The organism is Lentzea flaviverrucosa (assembly GCF_003350445.1).
GTDB lineage: Bacteria > Actinomycetota > Actinomycetes > Mycobacteriales > Pseudonocardiaceae > Lentzea > Lentzea californiensis.
On sequence record NZ_QQAU01000005.1, the window covers coordinates 555,104 to 573,979 of the forward strand.

General features: G+C 69.9%; 14 protein-coding genes. 13 read left to right on the forward strand and 1 reads right to left on the reverse strand.

What is annotated here, in order from left to right:
• Window positions 1–169 precede the first annotated feature (169 nt).
• From eccCa to DFR72_RS19645, 13 genes are all read left to right on the forward strand, one after another.
• Window positions 170–4,195, forward strand: a complete 4,026-nt coding sequence (eccCa, locus tag DFR72_RS19585) for a type VII secretion protein EccCa (RefSeq protein ID WP_090074370.1) — start codon at window positions 170–172, stop codon at window positions 4,193–4,195.
• 955 nt (window positions 4,196–5,150) lie between these two features.
• Window positions 5,151–7,991 carry an AfsR/SARP family transcriptional regulator gene (locus tag DFR72_RS19590; protein WP_170176315.1) on the forward strand — a complete coding sequence of 947 codons (2,841 nt, stop codon included), beginning with the start codon at window positions 5,151–5,153 and terminating at the stop codon, window positions 7,989–7,991.
• A 155-nt stretch (window positions 7,992–8,146) separates the two neighbouring features.
• Complete coding sequence (locus DFR72_RS19595; RefSeq protein WP_090074375.1) at window positions 8,147–9,964, forward strand: type VII secretion-associated protein; 1,818 nt, start codon at window positions 8,147–8,149, stop codon at window positions 9,962–9,964.
• Between the two features lie 22 nt (window positions 9,965–9,986).
• A complete protein-coding gene (locus DFR72_RS19600; protein WP_090074378.1) occupies window positions 9,987–10,376 on the forward strand; it encodes a hypothetical protein in 390 nt (129 codons plus the stop codon).
• 146 nt (window positions 10,377–10,522) lie between these two features.
• Window positions 10,523–10,831, forward strand: a complete 309-nt coding sequence (locus DFR72_RS19605) for a WXG100 family type VII secretion target (protein WP_090074380.1) — start codon at window positions 10,523–10,525, stop codon at window positions 10,829–10,831.
• Between the two features lie 69 nt (window positions 10,832–10,900).
• Complete coding sequence (locus DFR72_RS19610) at window positions 10,901–11,182, forward strand: WXG100 family type VII secretion target (protein ID WP_090074382.1); 282 nt, start codon at window positions 10,901–10,903, stop codon at window positions 11,180–11,182.
• A gap of 256 nt (window positions 11,183–11,438) precedes the next feature.
• Window positions 11,439–11,882: a 50S ribosomal protein L13 gene (gene rplM, locus DFR72_RS19615; RefSeq protein WP_030478339.1), complete on the forward strand. Its 444-nt coding sequence runs from the start codon at window positions 11,439–11,441 to the stop codon at window positions 11,880–11,882.
• A gap of 26 nt (window positions 11,883–11,908) precedes the next feature.
• Window positions 11,909–12,514 (forward strand): 30S ribosomal protein S9, encoded by a 606-nt coding sequence (gene rpsI, locus DFR72_RS19620; RefSeq protein ID WP_245983152.1) that lies wholly within the window; start codon window positions 11,909–11,911, stop codon window positions 12,512–12,514.
• 191 nt (window positions 12,515–12,705) lie between these two features.
• Window positions 12,706–14,040, forward strand: a complete 1,335-nt coding sequence (glmM, locus tag DFR72_RS19625) for a phosphoglucosamine mutase (RefSeq protein WP_090074384.1) — start codon at window positions 12,706–12,708, stop codon at window positions 14,038–14,040.
• A gap of 19 nt (window positions 14,041–14,059) precedes the next feature.
• Complete coding sequence (locus DFR72_RS19630) at window positions 14,060–14,326, forward strand: hypothetical protein (protein WP_090074439.1); 267 nt, start codon at window positions 14,060–14,062, stop codon at window positions 14,324–14,326.
• 173 nt (window positions 14,327–14,499) lie between these two features.
• The gene (locus DFR72_RS19635) at window positions 14,500–14,793 is read left to right on the forward strand and encodes a hypothetical protein (RefSeq protein WP_090074386.1); all 294 of its coding nucleotides are present in this window, start codon (window positions 14,500–14,502) and stop codon (window positions 14,791–14,793) included.
• A 6-nt stretch (window positions 14,794–14,799) separates the two neighbouring features.
• On the forward strand, window positions 14,800–17,547 hold the full coding sequence (locus tag DFR72_RS45620) for a hypothetical protein (protein WP_090074389.1): 2,748 nt from the start codon (window positions 14,800–14,802) through the stop codon (window positions 17,545–17,547).
• 8 nt (window positions 17,548–17,555) lie between these two features.
• Window positions 17,556–17,987: a hypothetical protein gene (locus DFR72_RS19645; RefSeq protein ID WP_143087021.1), complete on the forward strand. Its 432-nt coding sequence runs from the start codon at window positions 17,556–17,558 to the stop codon at window positions 17,985–17,987.
• 51 nt (window positions 17,988–18,038) lie between these two features.
• On the opposite strand, the gene DFR72_RS19650 is transcribed toward DFR72_RS19645, so the two are convergent.
• Window positions 18,039–18,866, reverse strand: coding sequence for a dienelactone hydrolase family protein (locus DFR72_RS19650; protein ID WP_090074394.1), 828 nt, complete (start codon window positions 18,864–18,866; stop codon window positions 18,039–18,041).
• Window positions 18,867–18,876: the final 10 nt, after the last annotated feature.

The following is an 18,876-nucleotide window of genomic DNA, read 5'->3' on the forward strand; positions in this document are numbered from 1 at the left end:
GGACGGTTGCCGAGCGGCCCTAGTATGGCCGCACCGACGCCTCATGCACGTGTGGTTCGCAGAACACGTTCGACTGGGTTTTTTTCCGACCCACCTTCGTGACGCGCGCGGATGCGCAATAGTGTCGGTTGCTACTGGTGGCGTAACGAGTCGAAGAGGTGCCTGTCAGTTGAGCACGCTGCAGTTCAAGCGAACGGCACGCCTTGCTGCTCCCCGGCCTCCGGGCGGTGAGGTCCACCTCGAACCGCCACCCGAGGTTCCCCGGATCATCCCCGGCAACATCATGATGAAGGCGATGCCCGTCGTCATGATCGTGGCGTCGATGGGCATGATGGGCATGATGCTCGTGTTCATGCCGCGGCAGCCCGCGGCGATGATCATGCCGGGCATGATGATGATCTCGACCATCGGCATGATGGCGAGCGGCATGGGCTCGGGCAAGGGCCAGAAGAAAGCCGAGATGAACGAGGACCGCAAGGACTACCTGCGGTACCTCGGCCAGATGCGCGACCGCGCCCGCGAGGCCGCCGACGAGCAGCGCGCCGAGCGCGAGTGGGTGCACCCCGACCCGCAGATGCTGTGGTCGCTCGCCACCACCAGGCGCATGTGGGAACGCCGTCAGAACGACCCGGACTTCTGCCACCTGCGCGCGGGACGGGGCTCGCAGCGCCTCGCGACCCGCCTGGTGCCGCCGCAGACCGGTCCCGTCGAGGAGCTCGAGCCGATCGCGACGCTGGCGCTGCGCCGTTTCGTGCGCGCCCACTCGCTCGTGCCCGACCTCCCGATCTCCATCGCACTGCGCGGTTTCGCCGCGGTCGGCCTGCTCGGCGAGATCGAGGACCGCCGCGACCTCGCGCGCGCCCTCATCGCCCAGCTCGTCACGTTCCACGCCCCGGACGACCTGCTGATCGCGGTCGTCAGCGCGGGCCGCACGAAGCAGCTGTGGGAGTGGGTGAAGTGGCTGCCGCACGCGCAGCACCCCACCGACATCGACGGCATCGGCCAGCGCCGCATGATGGCGAACTCGCTCGCCGAGGTCGAGGCGATGCTGGACGAGAACCTGCGCGACCGGCAGCGGTTCACCCGCAACGCCCCGCCGCCGCCCGACCAGCCGCACATCGTGATCGTCATCGACGACGGCGACATCAGCCGCGAAGAGATGATCATCCTCGAGGAGGGTCTGGTCGGCGTCACGCTGCTGGACCTGAGCGAGTGCCTGGGCAACCTGACGGCGCGGCGCGGTCTGCGGCTCGTCGTCGAGAACAACCAGCTCGGTGCCCGGTCCGCGAGCGGTGTCGAGTGGTTCGGCGCGCCGGACCGCCTGACCGTCGTGGAGTCCGAGGCGCTGGCCCGCAGGCTCTCGCCGTACCGCATGGGCGCCGCCGGTGAAGCCGGTGGCGACAGCGGCGAGGACCCGTTGGCGATGAGCAACAACCCGCCGATCCTCGAGTTCATGGGCATCCCCGGCGACCCGATCACGTTCGACGTGCAGCAGGCGTGGCGGCCGCGGCCCAAGCGCGACCGCTACCGCATCCCGTTCGGCATCGGCGAGCACGGCCAGGCGGTCGAGCTCGACATCAAGGAAGCGGCCGAGGACGGCATGGGCCCGCACGGCCTGTGCATCGGCGCGACCGGTTCCGGCAAGTCGGAGTTCCTCCGCACGCTGGTGCTCGGTCTGCTGGCCTCGCACTCGTCGACGGCGCTCAACATGATCCTCGTCGACTTCAAGGGTGGTGCGACGTTCCTCGGTCTGGACAAGGCACCGCACGTCGCCGCGACGATCACCAACCTCGCCGGCGACCTCAGCCTGGTCGACCGCATGAAGGACGCCATCGAGGGCGAGGTGTCGCGTCGCCAGGAGGTGCTGGCGAAGGGCAACTACAAGAACGTCTGGGACTACGAGAAGGCCCGTGAGAACGGTGCCCAGCTCGACCCGCTGCCCGCGCTGTTCATCTGCATCGACGAGTTCTCCGAGATGCTGACGGCGAAGCCGGACTTCATCGACATCTTCCTCCAGATCGGTCGTGTCGGCCGGTCGCTGCAGATGCACATGCTCCTCGCGTCGCAGCGGCTCGAGGAAGGAAAGCTGCGCGGTCTGGACACGTTCCTCTCGTACCGGATCGGCCTGAAGACGTTCAACGCGGCGGAGTCCCGTGCGGCGATCGGTGTGCCGGACGCCTACGAGCTGCCGCCGATCCCGGGCTCGGGTTACCTGAGCGTGCAGGGCACGCCGCTCACCAGGTTCAAGGCGCTCTACGTCTCGGGCACCTACCGGCCGGCGGGCATGCAGTCCGCCGGTGAGTCGGTGGCCGTGCGCAGTGACAAGCGCCCGCGCTTCTTCGTGCCGGACTTCATCGAGATCCCGAAGGAGCCGGAGCGCCCGCTCGAGCCGGTGAAGGTCGCGGAGCCGGTCAAGGAGGACGCGAACGAGCCGACCCAGCTCGAGCTCATCGTCGACCGCCTCGTCGGTCAGGGCCCGCCCGCGCACGAGGTGTGGCTGCCGCCGCTCAACGAGCCGCCGACGATGGACACGATGCTGCCGCCGCTCGACGTGACGCCGGACCGCGGTCTCACGTCGCCTGGCTACCCGGCCAACAGCACGCTGCAGATCCCGGTCGGCATCGTCGACAAGCCGTTCGAGCAGCGCCGCGACCTGCTGTGGGCGGACTTCTCCGGTGCGGCGGGCCACGGCGCGATCGTCGGTGGCCCGCAGTCCGGCAAGTCGATGATGCTCAGGACGATCATCGCGTCGATGGCGCTCACTCACACGCCCGAGGAGGTGCAGTTCTACTGCATCGACCTCGGTGGTGGTTCGCTCGCCGCGATGGAGGACCTGCCGCACGTCGGTGGCTTCGCCGGTCGTCTCGACGTCGACAAGGTCCGCCGCATGGTGGCCGAGCTGCAGACGCTGATCGCCGAGCGCGAGCTCCGCTGGCGCGACGCGCGCATCGAGCTGGCCGAGTTCCGCAACCGCAAGCGGCGCGGTGAGATCAAGGACGACGCGTTCGGTGACGCGTTCCTGATCATCGACGGCTGGATGAACTTCCGCCAGGAGTTCGAGATGGTCGAGCCGCAGATCCAGGCGCTCGCCGCCCAGGGGCTGTCCTACGGCGTGCACGTGATCGTCGGCGCGAGCCGGTGGGCGGAGATCCGGCCCGCGATGAAGGACCTCCTCGGCACGCGCTTCGAGCTGCGGCTCGGTGACCCGAGCGAGTCCGAGGTCGACCGCAAGGTGGCGGTCAACGTGCCGCCGGGCCGTCCTGGCCGCGGTATCACCATGGACGGCGCCACCGGCCGTCGGCTGCACTACCTGGTCGGCCTGCCGCGCATCGACACCTCGCAGGACGCGAACAGCGTCACGGCGGGTGTCGCGGACCTCGCGAAGAAGCTCACGGCGGCCTGGCAGGGGCCGCCCGCCCCGCAGGTCCGCATGCTGCCCGACCTGCTCGACCACGGGCAGTTCATGGCCCACGTCCAGCAGACCTTCCCCAACCGCGGGCACCTCGTCCCGGTCGGCGTCAACGAGGACGAGCTCGCGCCGGTCTACCTGGACTTCGACGCGGACCCGCACTTCATGGCGCTGGCGGACGGCGAGTCGGGCAAGACGAACATCCTGCGCACGATCGTCCGCGGCATCATGCAGAGCTACACCTCGTCCGAGGCGTTGATCCTGCTCGCGGACTACCGCCGCACGATGCTCGGCTTCATCGACACCGACCACCTGCTCACCTACGCGGTGTCCGGCCCGCAGTTCACGCAGAACGTCCAGGAGGTCCGCGGTTCGCTCGCGGGCCGCATGCCCGGCCCGGACGTCACGCAGGAACAGCTCAAGAACCGTTCCTGGTGGAAGGGCCCCGAGGTCTTCGTCATCGTCGACGACTACGACCTGGTCGCTCCGCAGGGTGCTCCGAACCCCATGCAGCCGCTGGCCGAGTTCATCCCGCAGGCCAAGGACGTCGGTCTGCACATCGTCGTCGTCCGCCGCATGGGTGGTGCGTCCCGCGCGATGTACGACCCGATCATGGGCAAGCTGAAGGAGATCTCGGCGCCGATCTTCGTCGGCTCCGGTTCGAAGGAGGAGGGCAACATCATCGGCAACCTCAAGCCGTCGACGCAGCCTCCCGGCCGGGGCACGCTGGTGACCCGCAAGCACGGTCAGCAGCGCATGCAGTTCGCCTGGATCTCGCCGGACTAGAACTTCGTCACAACAGTCTTCGTGGGTGGTCCCGCCGCAACGGCGGGGCCACCCACGAGTCGTTTCGGGGAACGCCGCGCGAACGGCAAAGGCCCGCGGCCGAAGCCACGGGCCTTTCCGGTAGCAGGGGTACTACCTGCCCACATGCCGCCGGATCGGGAACGCCGGTGCGGTCAAGAGGGAGGCGACCACACCGGCGTTCCGGATCCTGTTCCTCCGAGTCATCCCCCAGGCTGACTCCTCCGAACCGGCTGTCGAGAACTGTGCCGCACACCGCTCACGCGCCGCTCACGTCTCGATGACATGCCTTCTCCGGCGATGAAAAAGGCCCGCAGCCGAAGCCGCGGGCCTTCGCCGGACAGCAGGGGACTGTCCGGTTCCCCCCCAGACCGGAGTTCCCACCCTGACCGCACCACTGGGAGGCGCGGCCAGGAGGGAGCTCGGCGAGCGTGACACCCCCCAGAACCTCGTTGTCACTCTCGTCGCTCCGGCTGACCACCACTTTGCCCGGTCGCGCTCACACTTCGGTCACAGGCCGTGAGACACCCGGAACTGATGATGCGGTGCTGGTGGCCCCCCAGGAACATCTGCCACCAGCACCGCTGAGGACTACTGTGCCCGACACCGCTCACACTTCGGTCACACCGCGATCACACACCGTCTAAACTGGTCGCGGAACCTGGGGGACCGTTGTGAGCCGAGCACCGCGTGCACCCGCCACTCCACTGTGGACGGATCAGGTGAAGCGGTCGTGAACGTCGTCACCGAACGCATGGGCCGGTGCTCGTCGCACGACCTGCTGCGAGCTCACGCGTCTTCGTCGCAGGAGAAGCGGACGCAGGGGATGACCAGCCCCTCCACCAGCTGATGAACCGGACCGCCGGGCGCCCGCCGAAGAACTGCGGGGTGTCGTGACCCGGTGCGACACTCGTCCCGAGAGGAGCGTGTTCCGGGGGTGATCGTGAACGTCGAGTTCCGGGTGCTGGGCCCGCTCGAAGTGCTGGCGGACGGCGAACCGGTCTTCGTCCCGGCAGGCCGCAGCCGAGTGCTGCTCGCGACGTTGTTGTTGCGTCCCAACCGTTTCGTGTCCGTCGACGAGTTGGTCGACCGGCTGTGGGACGGCGAACCGCCGACCGCCGACCGCGCGCACAAGACGTTGCAGACGACGGTGTTGCGGCTGCGGCAGGCCCTCGGCGACGCGAACCGCGTGCGCACGACCGCCGGCGGCTACCTGGTCGAGGTCGCGCCGGAGGAGCTCGACCTGCTGCGCTTCCGCGAGCTCGTGCGCGGGGGCGACTTCGCCTCGGCGACGGAACTGTGGCGCGGGCCGGCGCTGGCGAACGTGGCATCGGACGCGTTGCACCGCGAGGACGTGCCGCGCCTCGAAGACGAACGCGTCGGAGTGCTGGAGCGCCGGATCGACGCGGACCTGGACCGCGGCCAGGGCGAGCAGCTGGTCGCGGAACTGGCCGAGCTGGTGCGGCAGCACCCGTTGCGGGAGCGCTTCTGGGCGCAGCGGATGACGGCGCTGGCCAGGTCCGGCCGGCAGGCCGAGGCGCTCGAGAGTTACCGCGAGATCACCGCGCTGCTCGCCGACGAACTGGGCGTGGACCCCTCACCGGGGCTGTCCAGGCTGCACCTCGCGCTGCTCAACGGCGAGATGGACGCGCCTGAGCGCAAGGTGATCTGCCAGCTGCCGCCCGACACGCCGACCTTCGCCGGCCGTGAGCAACTGCTGCACCAGGTGGAGGCGATGTTCGCGCCGCAGGGCCGGGTGCCGGTCGTCGTGCTCAGCGGCGCTCCCGGCGTGGGCAAGAGCGCGTTCACGATCAAGGCCGCCCACCGGTTGCGCGACCGCTTCCCGGACGGCCAGCTGTTCGTCCGGCTCAACGGCGCCGGATCCGCGCCGCGCGATCCGGCCGAGGTGCTCGGTGAGCTGCTTCTGGCCCTGGGCGTGTCGGTCACCGGCATGCCGGACGGTCTGGAGGCCCGTGCCGCGGCCTTCCGCGCCCAGTTGGCCGACCGCGCGATGCTCGTGGTGCTGGACGACGCGGCGGGGCCGGAGCAGGTCAGGCCGCTGCTGCCGGGAACGGCCGGCTGCGCGACGCTGATCAGCAGCAGGCAGCGCCTGGTCCAGGTCGAAGGTGCGCACGGTCTGCGGTTGCCGCCGCTGAGCGACGAGGACGCGTCGGCGTTGCTGGAGAGCGTCATCGGGTTGTCCCGTGCCGCCACCGACCGGGCCGCCGCACGCGCGATCGTCGGTGCGTGCGGCGGGTTGCCGCTCGCGCTGAGGGTCGTCGGCGCACGGCTCGCCGCCCGCGAGTCGCTGCCGCTCAGGTCGCTGGCCGGGCGGTTGTCCGACGAACGGCGCCGGCTCGACGAGCTCGCCACCGGCGACCTGGAGGTTCGCGCGTCGTTCGGACCGAGCTACGAGGCCCTGCCCGCCGACGCGGCGACCGCGTTCCGCCGGCTGGGGCTGCTCGGTGCGATCGACGTCGCGGCCTGGACGGTCGGGGTGCTCGCGGGCGGCGACGGCGAGCGACTGGTCGAACGGCTGGTGGAGGCGAACCTCGTCGACGAGGTCGGTCTCGACGCGACCGGTGAACCGCGCTACCGCATGCACGACCTGCTCGCGGTCTACGCCGCCGAACTGGTGCGCGAGGAACCTCCCGAGGTGACCACGGCGGCCCTGCGCGACTACGTCGACGTGATGGTGACGCTCGCCGACGACGCGGCGCGGGACTGGTTCGCCGCTGACGACATGCCGAAGCGCCCCATCACGAGGTCCAGGGCGCTGGAGGACCTTGAGCTCGACCGGCTGGCCGAGGGCAGGGAGAAGTGGCTGCTCGCCGAGCAGGTCAACGTGGACAGGGCCGTCATGTTGTGCCTGGACCACGGCTGGGTCGAATCCGCCGAGAACCTCACGCACCGCGCGTTCGCCTACCTCGACTGCTACCACCCGCACGAGCGGATCCTGCGGATGTGCGAGCTCGTCCGGGACGCGGCTTTCGCACAGGGCGACGAGCTGAACGCCTGGCGTGCGCACCTCCGGCTGCTGGGCCAGTTGGTGACGCGAGGGGTCAGCGACGAGGTGATCACGGAGTACGCCCGCTGCGTGGACGGCTTCGAGGCCGTCGGAGCCCAGGCCGAGCTCGCCTGCGCGCTGGGAGCGCTGGCGTACTTCACGATGCTCCACACCGGACAGCCGCAGCTCGCGATCGCCGAACGCGCGGTGGCCGCCGCGCGAGCGAGCGGTGTGCAGCTCACACAGCTGTGCGCCCTGCGTGAGCTGGGAACGATGCTCAGTGCGGAAGGACGTCACGCGGAGTCGGCACGGGTGCTGGACGAGGCGCTGGTGATCAGCCGGGAGACGGGTGAGCGCAGCGAGGTCGCCCAGGTGCTCAGCCGCGTGGTAGTGGCCGCGCTGGCCAGCGGTGACGCCGCCAGGGCGGGTGCGGCGAGCCGGGAGGCGTTCGACCTGGTGACCGCTGTCGGCGACGACAGGGGTGCCGCCTACTGCACGGTGCTCGTGTCGCGAGCCGACCTTGCCCAAGGAGACGCCCGCGCCGCGCTGGTCGGTGCGGAGAAGGCGTTGAACGTCTTCGAGTCGCTGGGCGAGCGCCGCGGAACCGTGCGCGCGCTCACTGCGATCGCCGAGGCGAACCTCGCGCTCGGCCTGGTGGGCAAGGCGGTCGACGTGGCGACCGCCGCCCTGGAGGACTACGCCGACGCGGGTGACGCCGACGCGGAAGACCGACTGCGCGCCGTGCTGGAGCGGGCTCGCCGGAAGGCGTGATCGCCGAGGTCCACCGGCCCTGAAGTGACCCGCGGGCGGACGCCGTGGCCGCGCGTGGTGGCGCTGGGATGAAATCGGACATGGCGACCTTCGTCATCCGTGTCGTCCAGCTCAGTCGCATCGGGTAAGCATGTGCGCGGAAGAGGGGAAGGTGCATGAGCCTGCACGTCGCGGTCGACTTCGGCACGTCGAGCACCTGTGTGGCGATCTCCGCGAACGGGCGGGAGCCGCAGGTCGTCGTGTTCGACGGCCAGCCGCTCGTGCCGTCCGCCGTGTTCGCGGCCGCCGACGGCACGTTGTTCGTCGGCCAGGAGGCCGAACGCCAGGCGGCGGTCGATCCCTCGCGCTACGAGCCGCACCCGAAGCGCCGTGTCGACGAGGGGGAGTTGTTGCTCGGCAGCACCGTGCTGCCCGTTGTGGACGTTGTGCGGGCGGTGCTGGCACGAGCTGTGGGAGAAGCACGGCGCGTTGGTGGCGGAGCGCCTGTCGACCTTCTCGTCCTCACCCACCCCGCGGACTGGGGTTCCGTCCGCACCCGCGTCCTGCTGCAGGCGGCCCGCGGGCTCGGCCGCGAGGTGGTGCTGGTGCCCGAGCCCGTCGCCGCCGCCGTCTTCCACTCCGCGAGCCACTCCATTCCGGACGGTGCCGCTCTCGCCGTGCTCGACCTCGGAGGCGGGACGGTCGACGCGAGCGTGGTGGCGCGGGCGGGCAAGAGCTTCCGGGTGCTCTCCGCGAAGGGCGACCCGAGCTTCGGCGGCGCGGACATCGACCAGGCGTTGCTCGACCACGTCGGCGGGCTGGTCGCGGCCAAGGACCCCGAGGCCTGGCGGCAGCTGGTCGAGGGCCGCGAGATGGCCGACCGGCGCAAGCGGCGGGTGCTGCGGCAGGACGTGCGCGGCGCCAAGGAGACGTTGTCCCGGCACGCCTACACCGACGTGCCGATGCCGCCGCCGTTCCCCGACGCGCACCTGACGCGCTCGGACCTGGAGCAGCTGATCGCCGCGCCGATCAGCCGGGCGGCCGCGTTGGCCGGTGCCGCGGTCCGCGACGCCGGTCTCGCGCCCCATCAGCTGGCCGGGGTGTTCCTGGTCGGCGGGTCCAGCCGGATCCCGCTGGTCGCGAGGATGGTCCACGAGCAGATCCGCGTGGTGCCGACGAGCATCGACCAGCCGGAGACGGTGGTGGCCCGGGGCGCGCTGAGGGCGGTCAGCCTCGACCCGGAACGGACCGGAGGTGTGGCCAAGGCGCCCCAGCCGAAGGGCCCGCCGGGTGAGGTGACTCACAACCTGCGGGTCGGCGACGAGGCCACCCGGAAGATCACCCGCCGGATCACGCCACCGCCGTCCGGGCAGTTCCCCGTCTCGTTCCCCGCGGCCTTGCCACCGCCGCCGCCGCGGAAGAGGAGCAAGGCGCCTCTGTTCATCGCGATCGGTGTCGTGGTCGTGCTCGCGGCGGCCGGTGTCGGCGGCTACTACTGGTTCAAGCCCAAGGGGACGCAGGAACAGCCTGCTCCGCAGGGCGACCGGATCGCCGTCTACGACTACAGCTTCACCCGGCCGGACGGGTGGGAGCAGACGGGCGGCGCCGCCCCCGTTCGTCAGGTGCTTTTGCAACCGGTCGACCGCAAGAATTCCGATGGCAAACAACCGGAAGCGCGCATTGCTGTGCAGGAGCAAACACTCGAGTACGACAGCGACGCGGATCGTCCTCGTGCACTGAGTGAGTTGAAGAACACCTTTGAACAACGCAAGGAAAAGGGCGATGAGGTCGCCGACTTCTCCGAAGAGATCACATTCGCGGGCAAGTCTGTTGTTCACTATCGCGAAGTGGTCGAGACGACCGGTGTCGACTGGTACATCCAGTTCGCGGGCGAGCACCAGGTGAGTGTCGGATGCCAGGCGGTGGAAGCCGCAAAAGCCCAGGTCAACGCCGCCTGTGAGCAGATCGTCCGCTCACTCGTCATCAAGTCGTAGCCGCACTGCCAGGGAGTCGCCGATGTCCGCCACCGAAGTCCTCGCCCGGTTCCGCGCCGAGGTCGGAGCAGCGGTCACCCGCGCCCGCCGCGCGTCGGGTGAGATCGGTGAACGCAACGCCAAGCTGCGGGAACGCACGCGTGACCTGGCGGCATCGGCTCGTGAACGCGAGGCCGGGCCCGGTGGTCAGGCCACCCCTGCCGACGTCCGGGAGGCCGCCACGGGGTTCCGGACCGACCGCGGGCTGGCCGTCGAGCAGGTGCCGGAGCCCGTGGCCGAGGTCGTCGCCGCGGTTCCAGTTGAGACGGAACGGGTGACTCTCGGTTCCGCGGCCGTCGCCGGTCCGAGTGGCCAGCTTCCCCGTGTGAGTGACGATGACGAGGACTTTTCGCAGTCGCGAATCCTCTATTGAACCTTCTCGCACCTGCGGCCCGTTTACTAGAGCAACTACTTGGAACCATCTCGGGACAGGACGGAACCGACGTGGCAGGGTGCTCGTCGGAAGGGGCGTACAGAACAAGCGGTACGGCCTAACGATCCAAACTAAGGGGAACTGCAATGGCTGGTGGATTTCAGGCGACCACGGAAGAGATCGCGACTCTCTCGAGGGACGTGAACAACGCCAAGACGGAGTTCGACGGCATCCTCCGCGGTGTCCAGTCGACCTGTGACACGCTGCGCGGCTCGTGGGAGGGCCCGGCGGCCGTGGCGTTCGCCAGGCTGATGGACCGCTTCCAGGAGAGCCAGGCCAAGCTGCAGCAGGCCCTCTCGGTCATCGGCGAGGGCCTCGCCGGCACCGCGCAGGACATGGACACGCGCGAAGAGGAGCAGGGCTCGGGCCTGGGCAGCATCGCCAGCCGCCTCTGATCTCCCGGTTCTCTCCGGTAAGCACCTCTCCATCCGCAGATCTCTTCAGTACCTAAGGGGACCAACAAAATGATCAAGGTCAGTTTTCCCGAGCTCATGAACGCCTCGTCGCAGATCAGCAGCGCTGAGCGCAAGATCACCGGCGAGCTGGAGGCCCTCGAGGGTCGCGTCAGGTCCGTGCTCGCCGGCTACGAAGGTGCGAGCTCCGAGGCGTACAACGCCGCCCAGAACGACTGGGACAAGGCCGCTGCCGACCTGGCGCAGGTGCTCTCCTCCATCGGTGTCGCCGTCCAGCAGGCCGCCGAGGCCTACCAGCAGGGTGAGCAGAAGAACGCCATGCGCTGGAGCTGAGCCCACCGGCCAGTCGCAACACCTTCGTGAGCCCCGGAACCACGTGGTCCGGGGCTCACGTACGTCCACGGGAAGGCGCTTAAGAGGGGCCGTTTTGGTCCCGGCGCCTCCCATCCGGTATCTTCTGACGTTGTTGTGCGGTAGCTGGCGCCCATGTGTGCCGCGCCTGTTCCGGAACCACCGCTTGGTTCGTCCAAGATCGGTCTGGGGCAACCGCCGCAGTGACCCCAGACGCAAGTGACGACGAGGTAGATCCGTGCGCACGTACAGCCCGAAGCCCGGTGAGGTGACCCGCACCTGGCATGTGATCGATGCCCAGGACGTGGTGCTCGGCCGGCTCGCCACCCAGGCCGCGACGCTGCTGCGCGGCAAGCACAAGCCGACTTATGCGCCTCACGTTGACACTGGTGACTTCGTTGTCATCATCAACGCTGACAAGGTCGCTCTGACCGGCGCGAAGCGCGACCAGGCGTTCCAGTACCGCCACTCCGGCTTCCCCGGTGGTCTGCGCAAGCAGTCCTTCGGCGAGGTCCTGGACACGCGTCCGGACCGCCTGGTGGAGAAGGCGATCAAGGGCATGCTGCCCAAAAACCGCCTTGGCCGTCAGATCGCGAACAAGCTCAAGGTCTACGCAGGCGCGAGCCACCCGCACGAGGCGCAGCAGCCGCAGGCCTTCGAGATCAAGAAGATCGCCCAGTGAGCGACGAGAACACCGAGGAAGTTCCTGTGACCACCCCTGAGAACGAGACCCCTGAGGTCGAGACCCCCGAGGTCGAGGCCGAGGTTGTCGAGGCCGAGGTCGTCGACGCTCCTGAGGCCGATGAGGCTCCCGAGGCTGTTGAGGCCGACGCCGACGCCCCCGTGGCTGACGCTGACGACGCCGACGAGGCCGAGGTCGTCGAAGAGACCTCCGCGCCCGTGGTCGCACTCTCGCTGAACGGCGCCGCGCACCTCGCGCAGACCGTCGGCCGCCGCAAGGAGGCCGTCGTCCGCGTCCGCCTCGTGCCCGGCACCGGCAAGTTCACGCTGAACGGCAAGACCCTCGAGGCGTACTTCCCGAACAAGGTGCACCAGCAGCTCATCAGGGAGCCGCTCGTCACCACGGAGAAGCCCGAGACCTTCGACGTGATCGGCAACCTGCACGGCGGCGGCATCACCGGCCAGGCCGGTGCGCTGCGTCTCGCCATCGCGCGTGCGCTGATCGCCATCGACGCCGAGGACCGTCCGGTCCTCAAGAAGGCCGGCTTCCTCACCCGTGACCCGCGGGTCAAGGAGCGCAAGAAGTACGGTCTGAAGAAGGCCCGCAAGGCGCCTCAGTACTCCAAGCGTTGATGCCCCACCGCGGGGCGAGCCGTGTCTGCGTTCGTCAGATCACCGCTCTTCCGCGGTGAGTGCGGGGACACCCGCACTCCGAGCGTCATCCAGCTATACCTGCGGGAGCAGCAGTTCACCACGAACTGCTGCTCCCGCAGTGTTTTCCGGGTCCTTTCCCGCCGCCTCGCAGTGTCCAATTCGGAGGATTCATGGCCCGCCTGTTCGGCACCGACGGTGTGCGCGGTCTCGCGAACGCCGATCTCACCCCTGAGCTCGCGATGTCCGTCGCCGCCGCGGCGGCGCGTGTGCTCGCCGAGCACGACCGCACCCACCGTCCGGTCGCCGTCGTCGGCCGCGACCCCAGGGCGAGCAGTGAGATGCTCGATGCCGCCGTCACAGCGGGCCTCACCTCGGCCGGTGCGGACGTGCTGCGCGTCGGCGCTCTGCCCACGCCCGCCGTCGCGCACCTGGTCGCCGCGCTCGGCGCCGACATCGGCGTGATGATCTCGGCGTCGCACAACGCGATGCCGGACAACGGGATCAAGCTCTTCGCCGCCGGTGGGCACAAGCTCCCCGACTCGGTCGAAGACGAGATCGAGCAGCACATGGGTTCCGGTTTCGACCGTCCCACCGGGGCCGCGATCGGCCGGGTGCGCGACGTTCCCGACGCCGAGATCCAGTACGTCGAGCACCTGCTCAAGGTCACACCGCACCGCCTCGACGGCCTCAAGGTCGTGGTGGACTGCGCGAACGGTGCCGCGTCGGTGGCCGCACCGGACGCGTACCGCCGCGCCGGGGCCGAGGTGATCGCGATCAACGCGAACCCGGACGGCCTCAACATCAACGACGGGTGTGGTTCCACCCACATCGACGTCGTCGCCGCCGCGGTCCGTGAGCACGGTGCCGACCTCGGCATCGCGCACGACGGCGACGCCGACCGCTGCCTCGCCGTGGACGCCGAGGGCAACCCGGTCGACGGAGACCAGATCCTCGCGGTCCTCGCGATCGCCATGCGCGACGCGGGCGAGCTGTTCGAGGACACGCTCGTCGCGACCGTGATGAGCAACCTCGGCCTGCACATCGCCATGCGGGAGTCGTCGATCCGCCTGCGCACCACCGCCGTCGGCGACCGCTACGTGCTGCAGGACCTCAAGGCCGGCGGTTACTCGCTCGGTGGCGAGCAGTCGGGCCACGTCGTGCTGCCCGCGCACGCCACCACGGGCGACGGCCTGCTCACCGCCCTGCGCCTGATGGCCCGCATGGCCGAGACCGGCAAGTCGCTCGCCGACCTCGCATCGGTGATGCGCCGCCTGCCGCAGGTCCTGATCAACGTGAAGGTCACCGACAAGGCGGCCGTCGCCAAGGCCACGTCGGTCAGCGAGGCCGTCGCCGCCGTCGAGGCCGAGCTCGGCGACACCGGCCGCGTGCTGCTGCGCCCGTCCGGCACCGAGCAGCTCGTGCGGGTGATGGTCGAGGCCACGAGCCACGAACAGGCCCAGACGGCCGCGCAGCGCCTGGCCGGTGTGGTTTCCTCGGTGCACTGAGGACTGCAGGGGGCTGGGGATGACCATGTTGATGTTGCTCGTACTCCTGGTGCTGCTGGGAGGTGTGACGGCGGTCGTCATCGCCGTTGTCGCGGCTTCGAAGCGCAAACCGGTCGCCCAGCCCCCGTTCCCGCCCGGTCACGGGTATCCGCAGCACCAGCCGTACCCCCAGCAGCAGGGCTTCCCGCAGCAGGCCCAGCAGCCGTACCCGCCTCAGGGGTACCCGCAGCCGCAGCAGCCCCCTTCGCAGCAGGGTCCGCCCCCACCTCCGCCGAACGGCTGGTGACCGGCGCCTCCCACTGATCAGTGGTGATCATCAGCGCCTTGCGCCGAATGGCTGTTTACTAAGGCAACCGACATCGTGGAGCTCCGGTCACCGTGTGATCCGAGCTGGCACTGTATGGCGGAACCCGATGAGACCGAATTGCGTCAGATCGGGGACAAAGGGGAGGCGAGCGGATGTCCGGGTTCGGCGTGCAGTCCGGCGATTTGACCAAGACGGCGGGGACGTACGAGGCAGAGGGATCAGCCCTGATCCAGATGAAGGCCGCGGCCGTGCCGGGTGTGGGAGCCGGGCAGGTCGGTCGCAAGTTCCAGGGCGTCGCCGCCGAGTACAAGGCCTGCTTCGACCTCTTCGGCCAGGACTTGGAGAAGTTCGGCCAGGAGGCGACCGGCATCGCCACCCGTCTGAAGGACGTCGCCAAGACGTACGAGTCGAACGAGGCGCAGACCTCGAGCCAGTTCAAGGGGTAACGAGTCGTGGCGGATCAGACCGAGATCAAGAAGCTCCTCGACGACCCGAACGTCACTCCGGAGACCAAGAAGCAGCTCGTGCGCGCCCTCGCCGGCGCCGGCGCTCCCCAGGAAGAGGTCGAGCGCTACGGCAAGGCGAACGGTGTCGACGTCCCGGACGACCCGAGCACGGGCGACCACGTGGTGGGTGTGCTGCTCGCTGCACCGACGTTCGGCCTGCTCGAAAGCAACAACATCCGCAAGGAGGCCGTGCACTCGGCCTTCACCATGGACGGCGAGGACGCGGACGCGCTCGTCAAGAAGGCAGGCGAGGAACGCGAGCTCGGCGCCACCCAGAAGGTGCTGAACGAGCAGGGTGACGTGCCGAACAGCAACGTCCTGCTCGACGCCGGTGCCCCCGGGCTGCGTTTCTACGAGAAGTTCGTCCCGATCTACCCGAAGGCCGCGCAGGCGTGCGGTCACGGTGGTGCCGCGCCGGACCTCCAGGGTGAGATCTACCGCAAGTACGACGAGGTCCGCGACATCGACTTCGCGAAGTTCCGCGAAGACGCCCACAAGCTCACCGAGAACGTCAAGAAGGCGGACGCGCACGACAACGCGCTGGGCGCCGCCTGGAACGGGCTCGGTTCCTGGGAGGGCCCCGCCTCGAAGGCCGCGGGCGAGTACCGGGCCAAGTTCGCCGGCGCCTCGAAGACGTTCGTGCAGCAGGCGGGCACGGCTCCCGGCGCGATCACCGCCGGCGTGACGAACATGCAGAAGCACGTCAAGGACTTCGCGCAGCAGATCCACGACCAGTACTCGGAGAAGTGCGGCGGCCTGACGGTCGAGGAGGCCGAGACCGCGATCCGCCAGGCCAACGGCGACATCTTCGAGAACGACGCGGGCATCCTCGACGGACTCTCCGGCCTGCCCGGCTGGGTCGTCGGCGGTGTCGTGGGTGCTCTCACCGGCGGCATCCTGTCGGGCGTTCTCGCGGGTCTCGGCTGGGATTCCTGGGTCAAGGGCCGGCGGGAGTCCATCATCAACGAGGCCAAGCAGAAGCTGAAGGCTCTCTGCGAGGAGTTCGACGGCAAGAAGAAGGCGTTCGACGGCTACTGCCAGGCCGTGCAGGCGGGTGTCGACGCCGACTACAAGGCCATGTTCACGGGCCTGAAGAACGCGTTCAAGGACACGTTCGGCCCGATCGGCGACGCCCCGGCGTTCTCCGATCAGGGCGGCGGCCGCCAGAACGTCAACGACGGCGGCGGTGGCGGGGGCAGCCCGAGCGGCGGGGGCAGCCCGAGCGGTGGCGGCAGCCCGAGCGGCGGCGGTGGCGGCGGTGGCACGCCGGAGATCCCGAAGCCGGAGAACCCGCTCGACAAGGACGGCGACGGCAAGCCGGACGTCCCCGGTGACACCGACGGCGACGGCAAGCCCGACGACCTCGACGGCGACGGCAAGCCCGACGAGCCCAAGCCCGAGGAGAAGCTCGAGACCGTCACGGTCACGGCCGGCGACAACACGATCAAGGTCACGGAGCCCGACTCGAACGGGCACGTGAAGATGACGATCGACACGCCGAAGGGCGAGCCGAAGACCTACGACCTCGACTTCAGCAAGAACCCCGAGGCCGCCAAGGCCCTGATGGGGCAGAACGGCACTCAGGCCATCACCGCCATGGCCAACCAGCTCACCGCCTCGAACCCGACGGCGGGCGGGCAGACTCCCGCCGCCGGCGGCGCCCCCGCACCCGGTGGCACCCCGGCGCCCGGCGGCGGAGCGGCTCCGGCCGCGGGCCCGCTCGGTTCGGAGTCGAACCCGATCCCGGTCGAGGTCGGCGAGGACGGCAAGATCCACATCGAGCAGGACGGCGTCAACTTCACCGCCGAGGTCAACGCCGACACCGGCGAGATCAACCTGACCGCGGACGACGGTGACGGCACGCCGGACAAGATCGGCGTGAGCTTCGGCGAGGACGAGAACCCCGCCGCGCAGACCCCTGGTTCCGAGTCCGGTCCCGGCGGTGGCGGTTCCGGCGGCGCCAGGCTGGAGGACGGCCTGCGCACCCCGGAGGGCGACTTCCCGGAGCCCGTCACGACGCTGCCGGCCGAGGCCGTCACGACGTTGCCCGCCGAGGCGGGCTTCCAGCCGATGCCTGCCGAGGCCGGGTTCCAGCCGATGCCGGCGCCCGCCGGTGAGCAGGTCTGGAGCGCGCCGGGAGAGGCCGCGCCGAACGTGGCCGAGCGCTTCCAGGACTCGGCGGCCCGCAGCTACATCGAGGACAACGGCATCATGCCGAGCCTCGGCGAGCCCAGGGTCTCCGCGGAGAACCCGCAGTTCGCCCAGGCCTCGGACAGCACGACGACGTCCGGCGTCTCGTTCACGGGCGGCGGCAGCGAGTCCGTGCTCGGCAGCTCGAACGCCGACAGCGCGTGGAGCAGCCCGAACGCGGGTGACAGCAACGGCGGATCGTTCACCACGAACCCCTCCGAAGCGGCCCAGCCGGGCGCGGCGAACCTGCCGTCCATGCAGGACGGCAGTGGTCAGGCGCCGAGCGGTGCCGCCTCCGGCGGCATGATGGGTGGCGGCGGCATGATGGGCGGCGGCATGCCCGGAGGCGGAGCAGGCGGCCAGCAGGGCGGCGACTCCGAGCGCGGGGCCAGCCAGTGGCGCACCACGGGCACGTTGTTCGACGACGACAACAGCAACCCGTTGAGCGCCATGCAGACCACGCTGGGTGAAGACCGAGGAGAGGCCGCCAACCCATGGCGATGATCGGGGAAGTGGATCCGCGCGTCCAGGCGTTGTTCGACGAGAACATCGCCAAGACCCGCCGTGCCACCGCCGAGGTCTCGGCGGAGCTCAAGGCGAGCCAGGACAAGGTGGCCGCCGACATCGCGGCTCGCGAGGAAAAGCACAAGCAGGACGTCGCGGCCGCTCAGAAGAGCGCCCAGAACCTCGTCGAGCAGGGCGAACGGCAGCAGTCGCGCAAGCCGCAGTGGGACCGTCCCGAACGCGGCGCCGGTGAACTGGCGTTCGGCCCGGAGGACGACGACGGCGGTGGCTACGCACCGGCGCCGCAGGCGCCCACTCCGCCGCCGCCTCCGCCCGTGGTCGCGGCCCCGGTCGTGCCACCGCCTCCGCCGGCTCGTCCGCGGCGTGCGGCGCCGGTGGACGACGATGACGACCTGAGCGGCCAGACCTGGCTGAGCTGACGAACTGCGGCAGAGAGGCCCGCACCGATACCCGGTGCGGGCCTCTCGCCGTCAGCGCCGGGGCAGGGCTTCCCGCTGGAACACGAGGTTCGCGGCCTTCAGGTCGCTGTCGAGCAGGTCGTCGTAGGTCCGGTCGCCGGTCAGCACGCGCAGCAGGAAGGCAGTCACGAACGCGCGGCCGAGCTTCTGCGCCCCGCGCTCGGCGCTGCCGTCCAGCATGAGTTCGCTCCAGTGCCGGCCCTCGGTGAAGCCGAGGTGCGAGGCCTTGGGCAGCAGCCGCAGTTGCACGGGGCCGCCCCACGCGGACGCGATCGCCTCGGCGTGGCCGACCGGCGGTGCGATGCGGTCCTCGCCCGCCGCGAGGTGCAGGCCGGGCGCGCGGACCTCGCGGGCCGCGTCCAGTGCCGAGGGGCGCGTCTCCGTTGCGGCCAAAGTCACAACGGCCCGGACCCTGTCCGCTGAGGACGCTGCCAGCACGGCCGCACCGCCGCCCATCGAGTGTCCGGCCAGTGCGAGCCGGGCCGGGTCGACGCTGATCTCCCCGGTGCCGAGCCGCACACCGGTGCAGATGTCCAAAGTGGTCAGCAGGTTCGCCGCGAGCACCCGTGACGACAGCAGCGGGCCGCGCTCCACGGCCGGTGCCGCGGCGACCACGCCCCAGGAGGCCAGGTGGCGCAAAAGGCCGTGGTAGCGCCGTACGGGCTGCATCCAGCCGTGTCCGAACGCGAGGGCGGGCAGACCGAGGCCGGACTCGGGCGTGAAGATCACGCCCGGCAGGCCGACGAGCGCGAGGTCGCCGCGCAGCACGGGGTGCGGGCCGGGCCTGCTGAGCTGCTCGAGGGCCTGTTTCGCGGTCAGCGTGATCACGCGGCGAGCCATGTGGTGAACC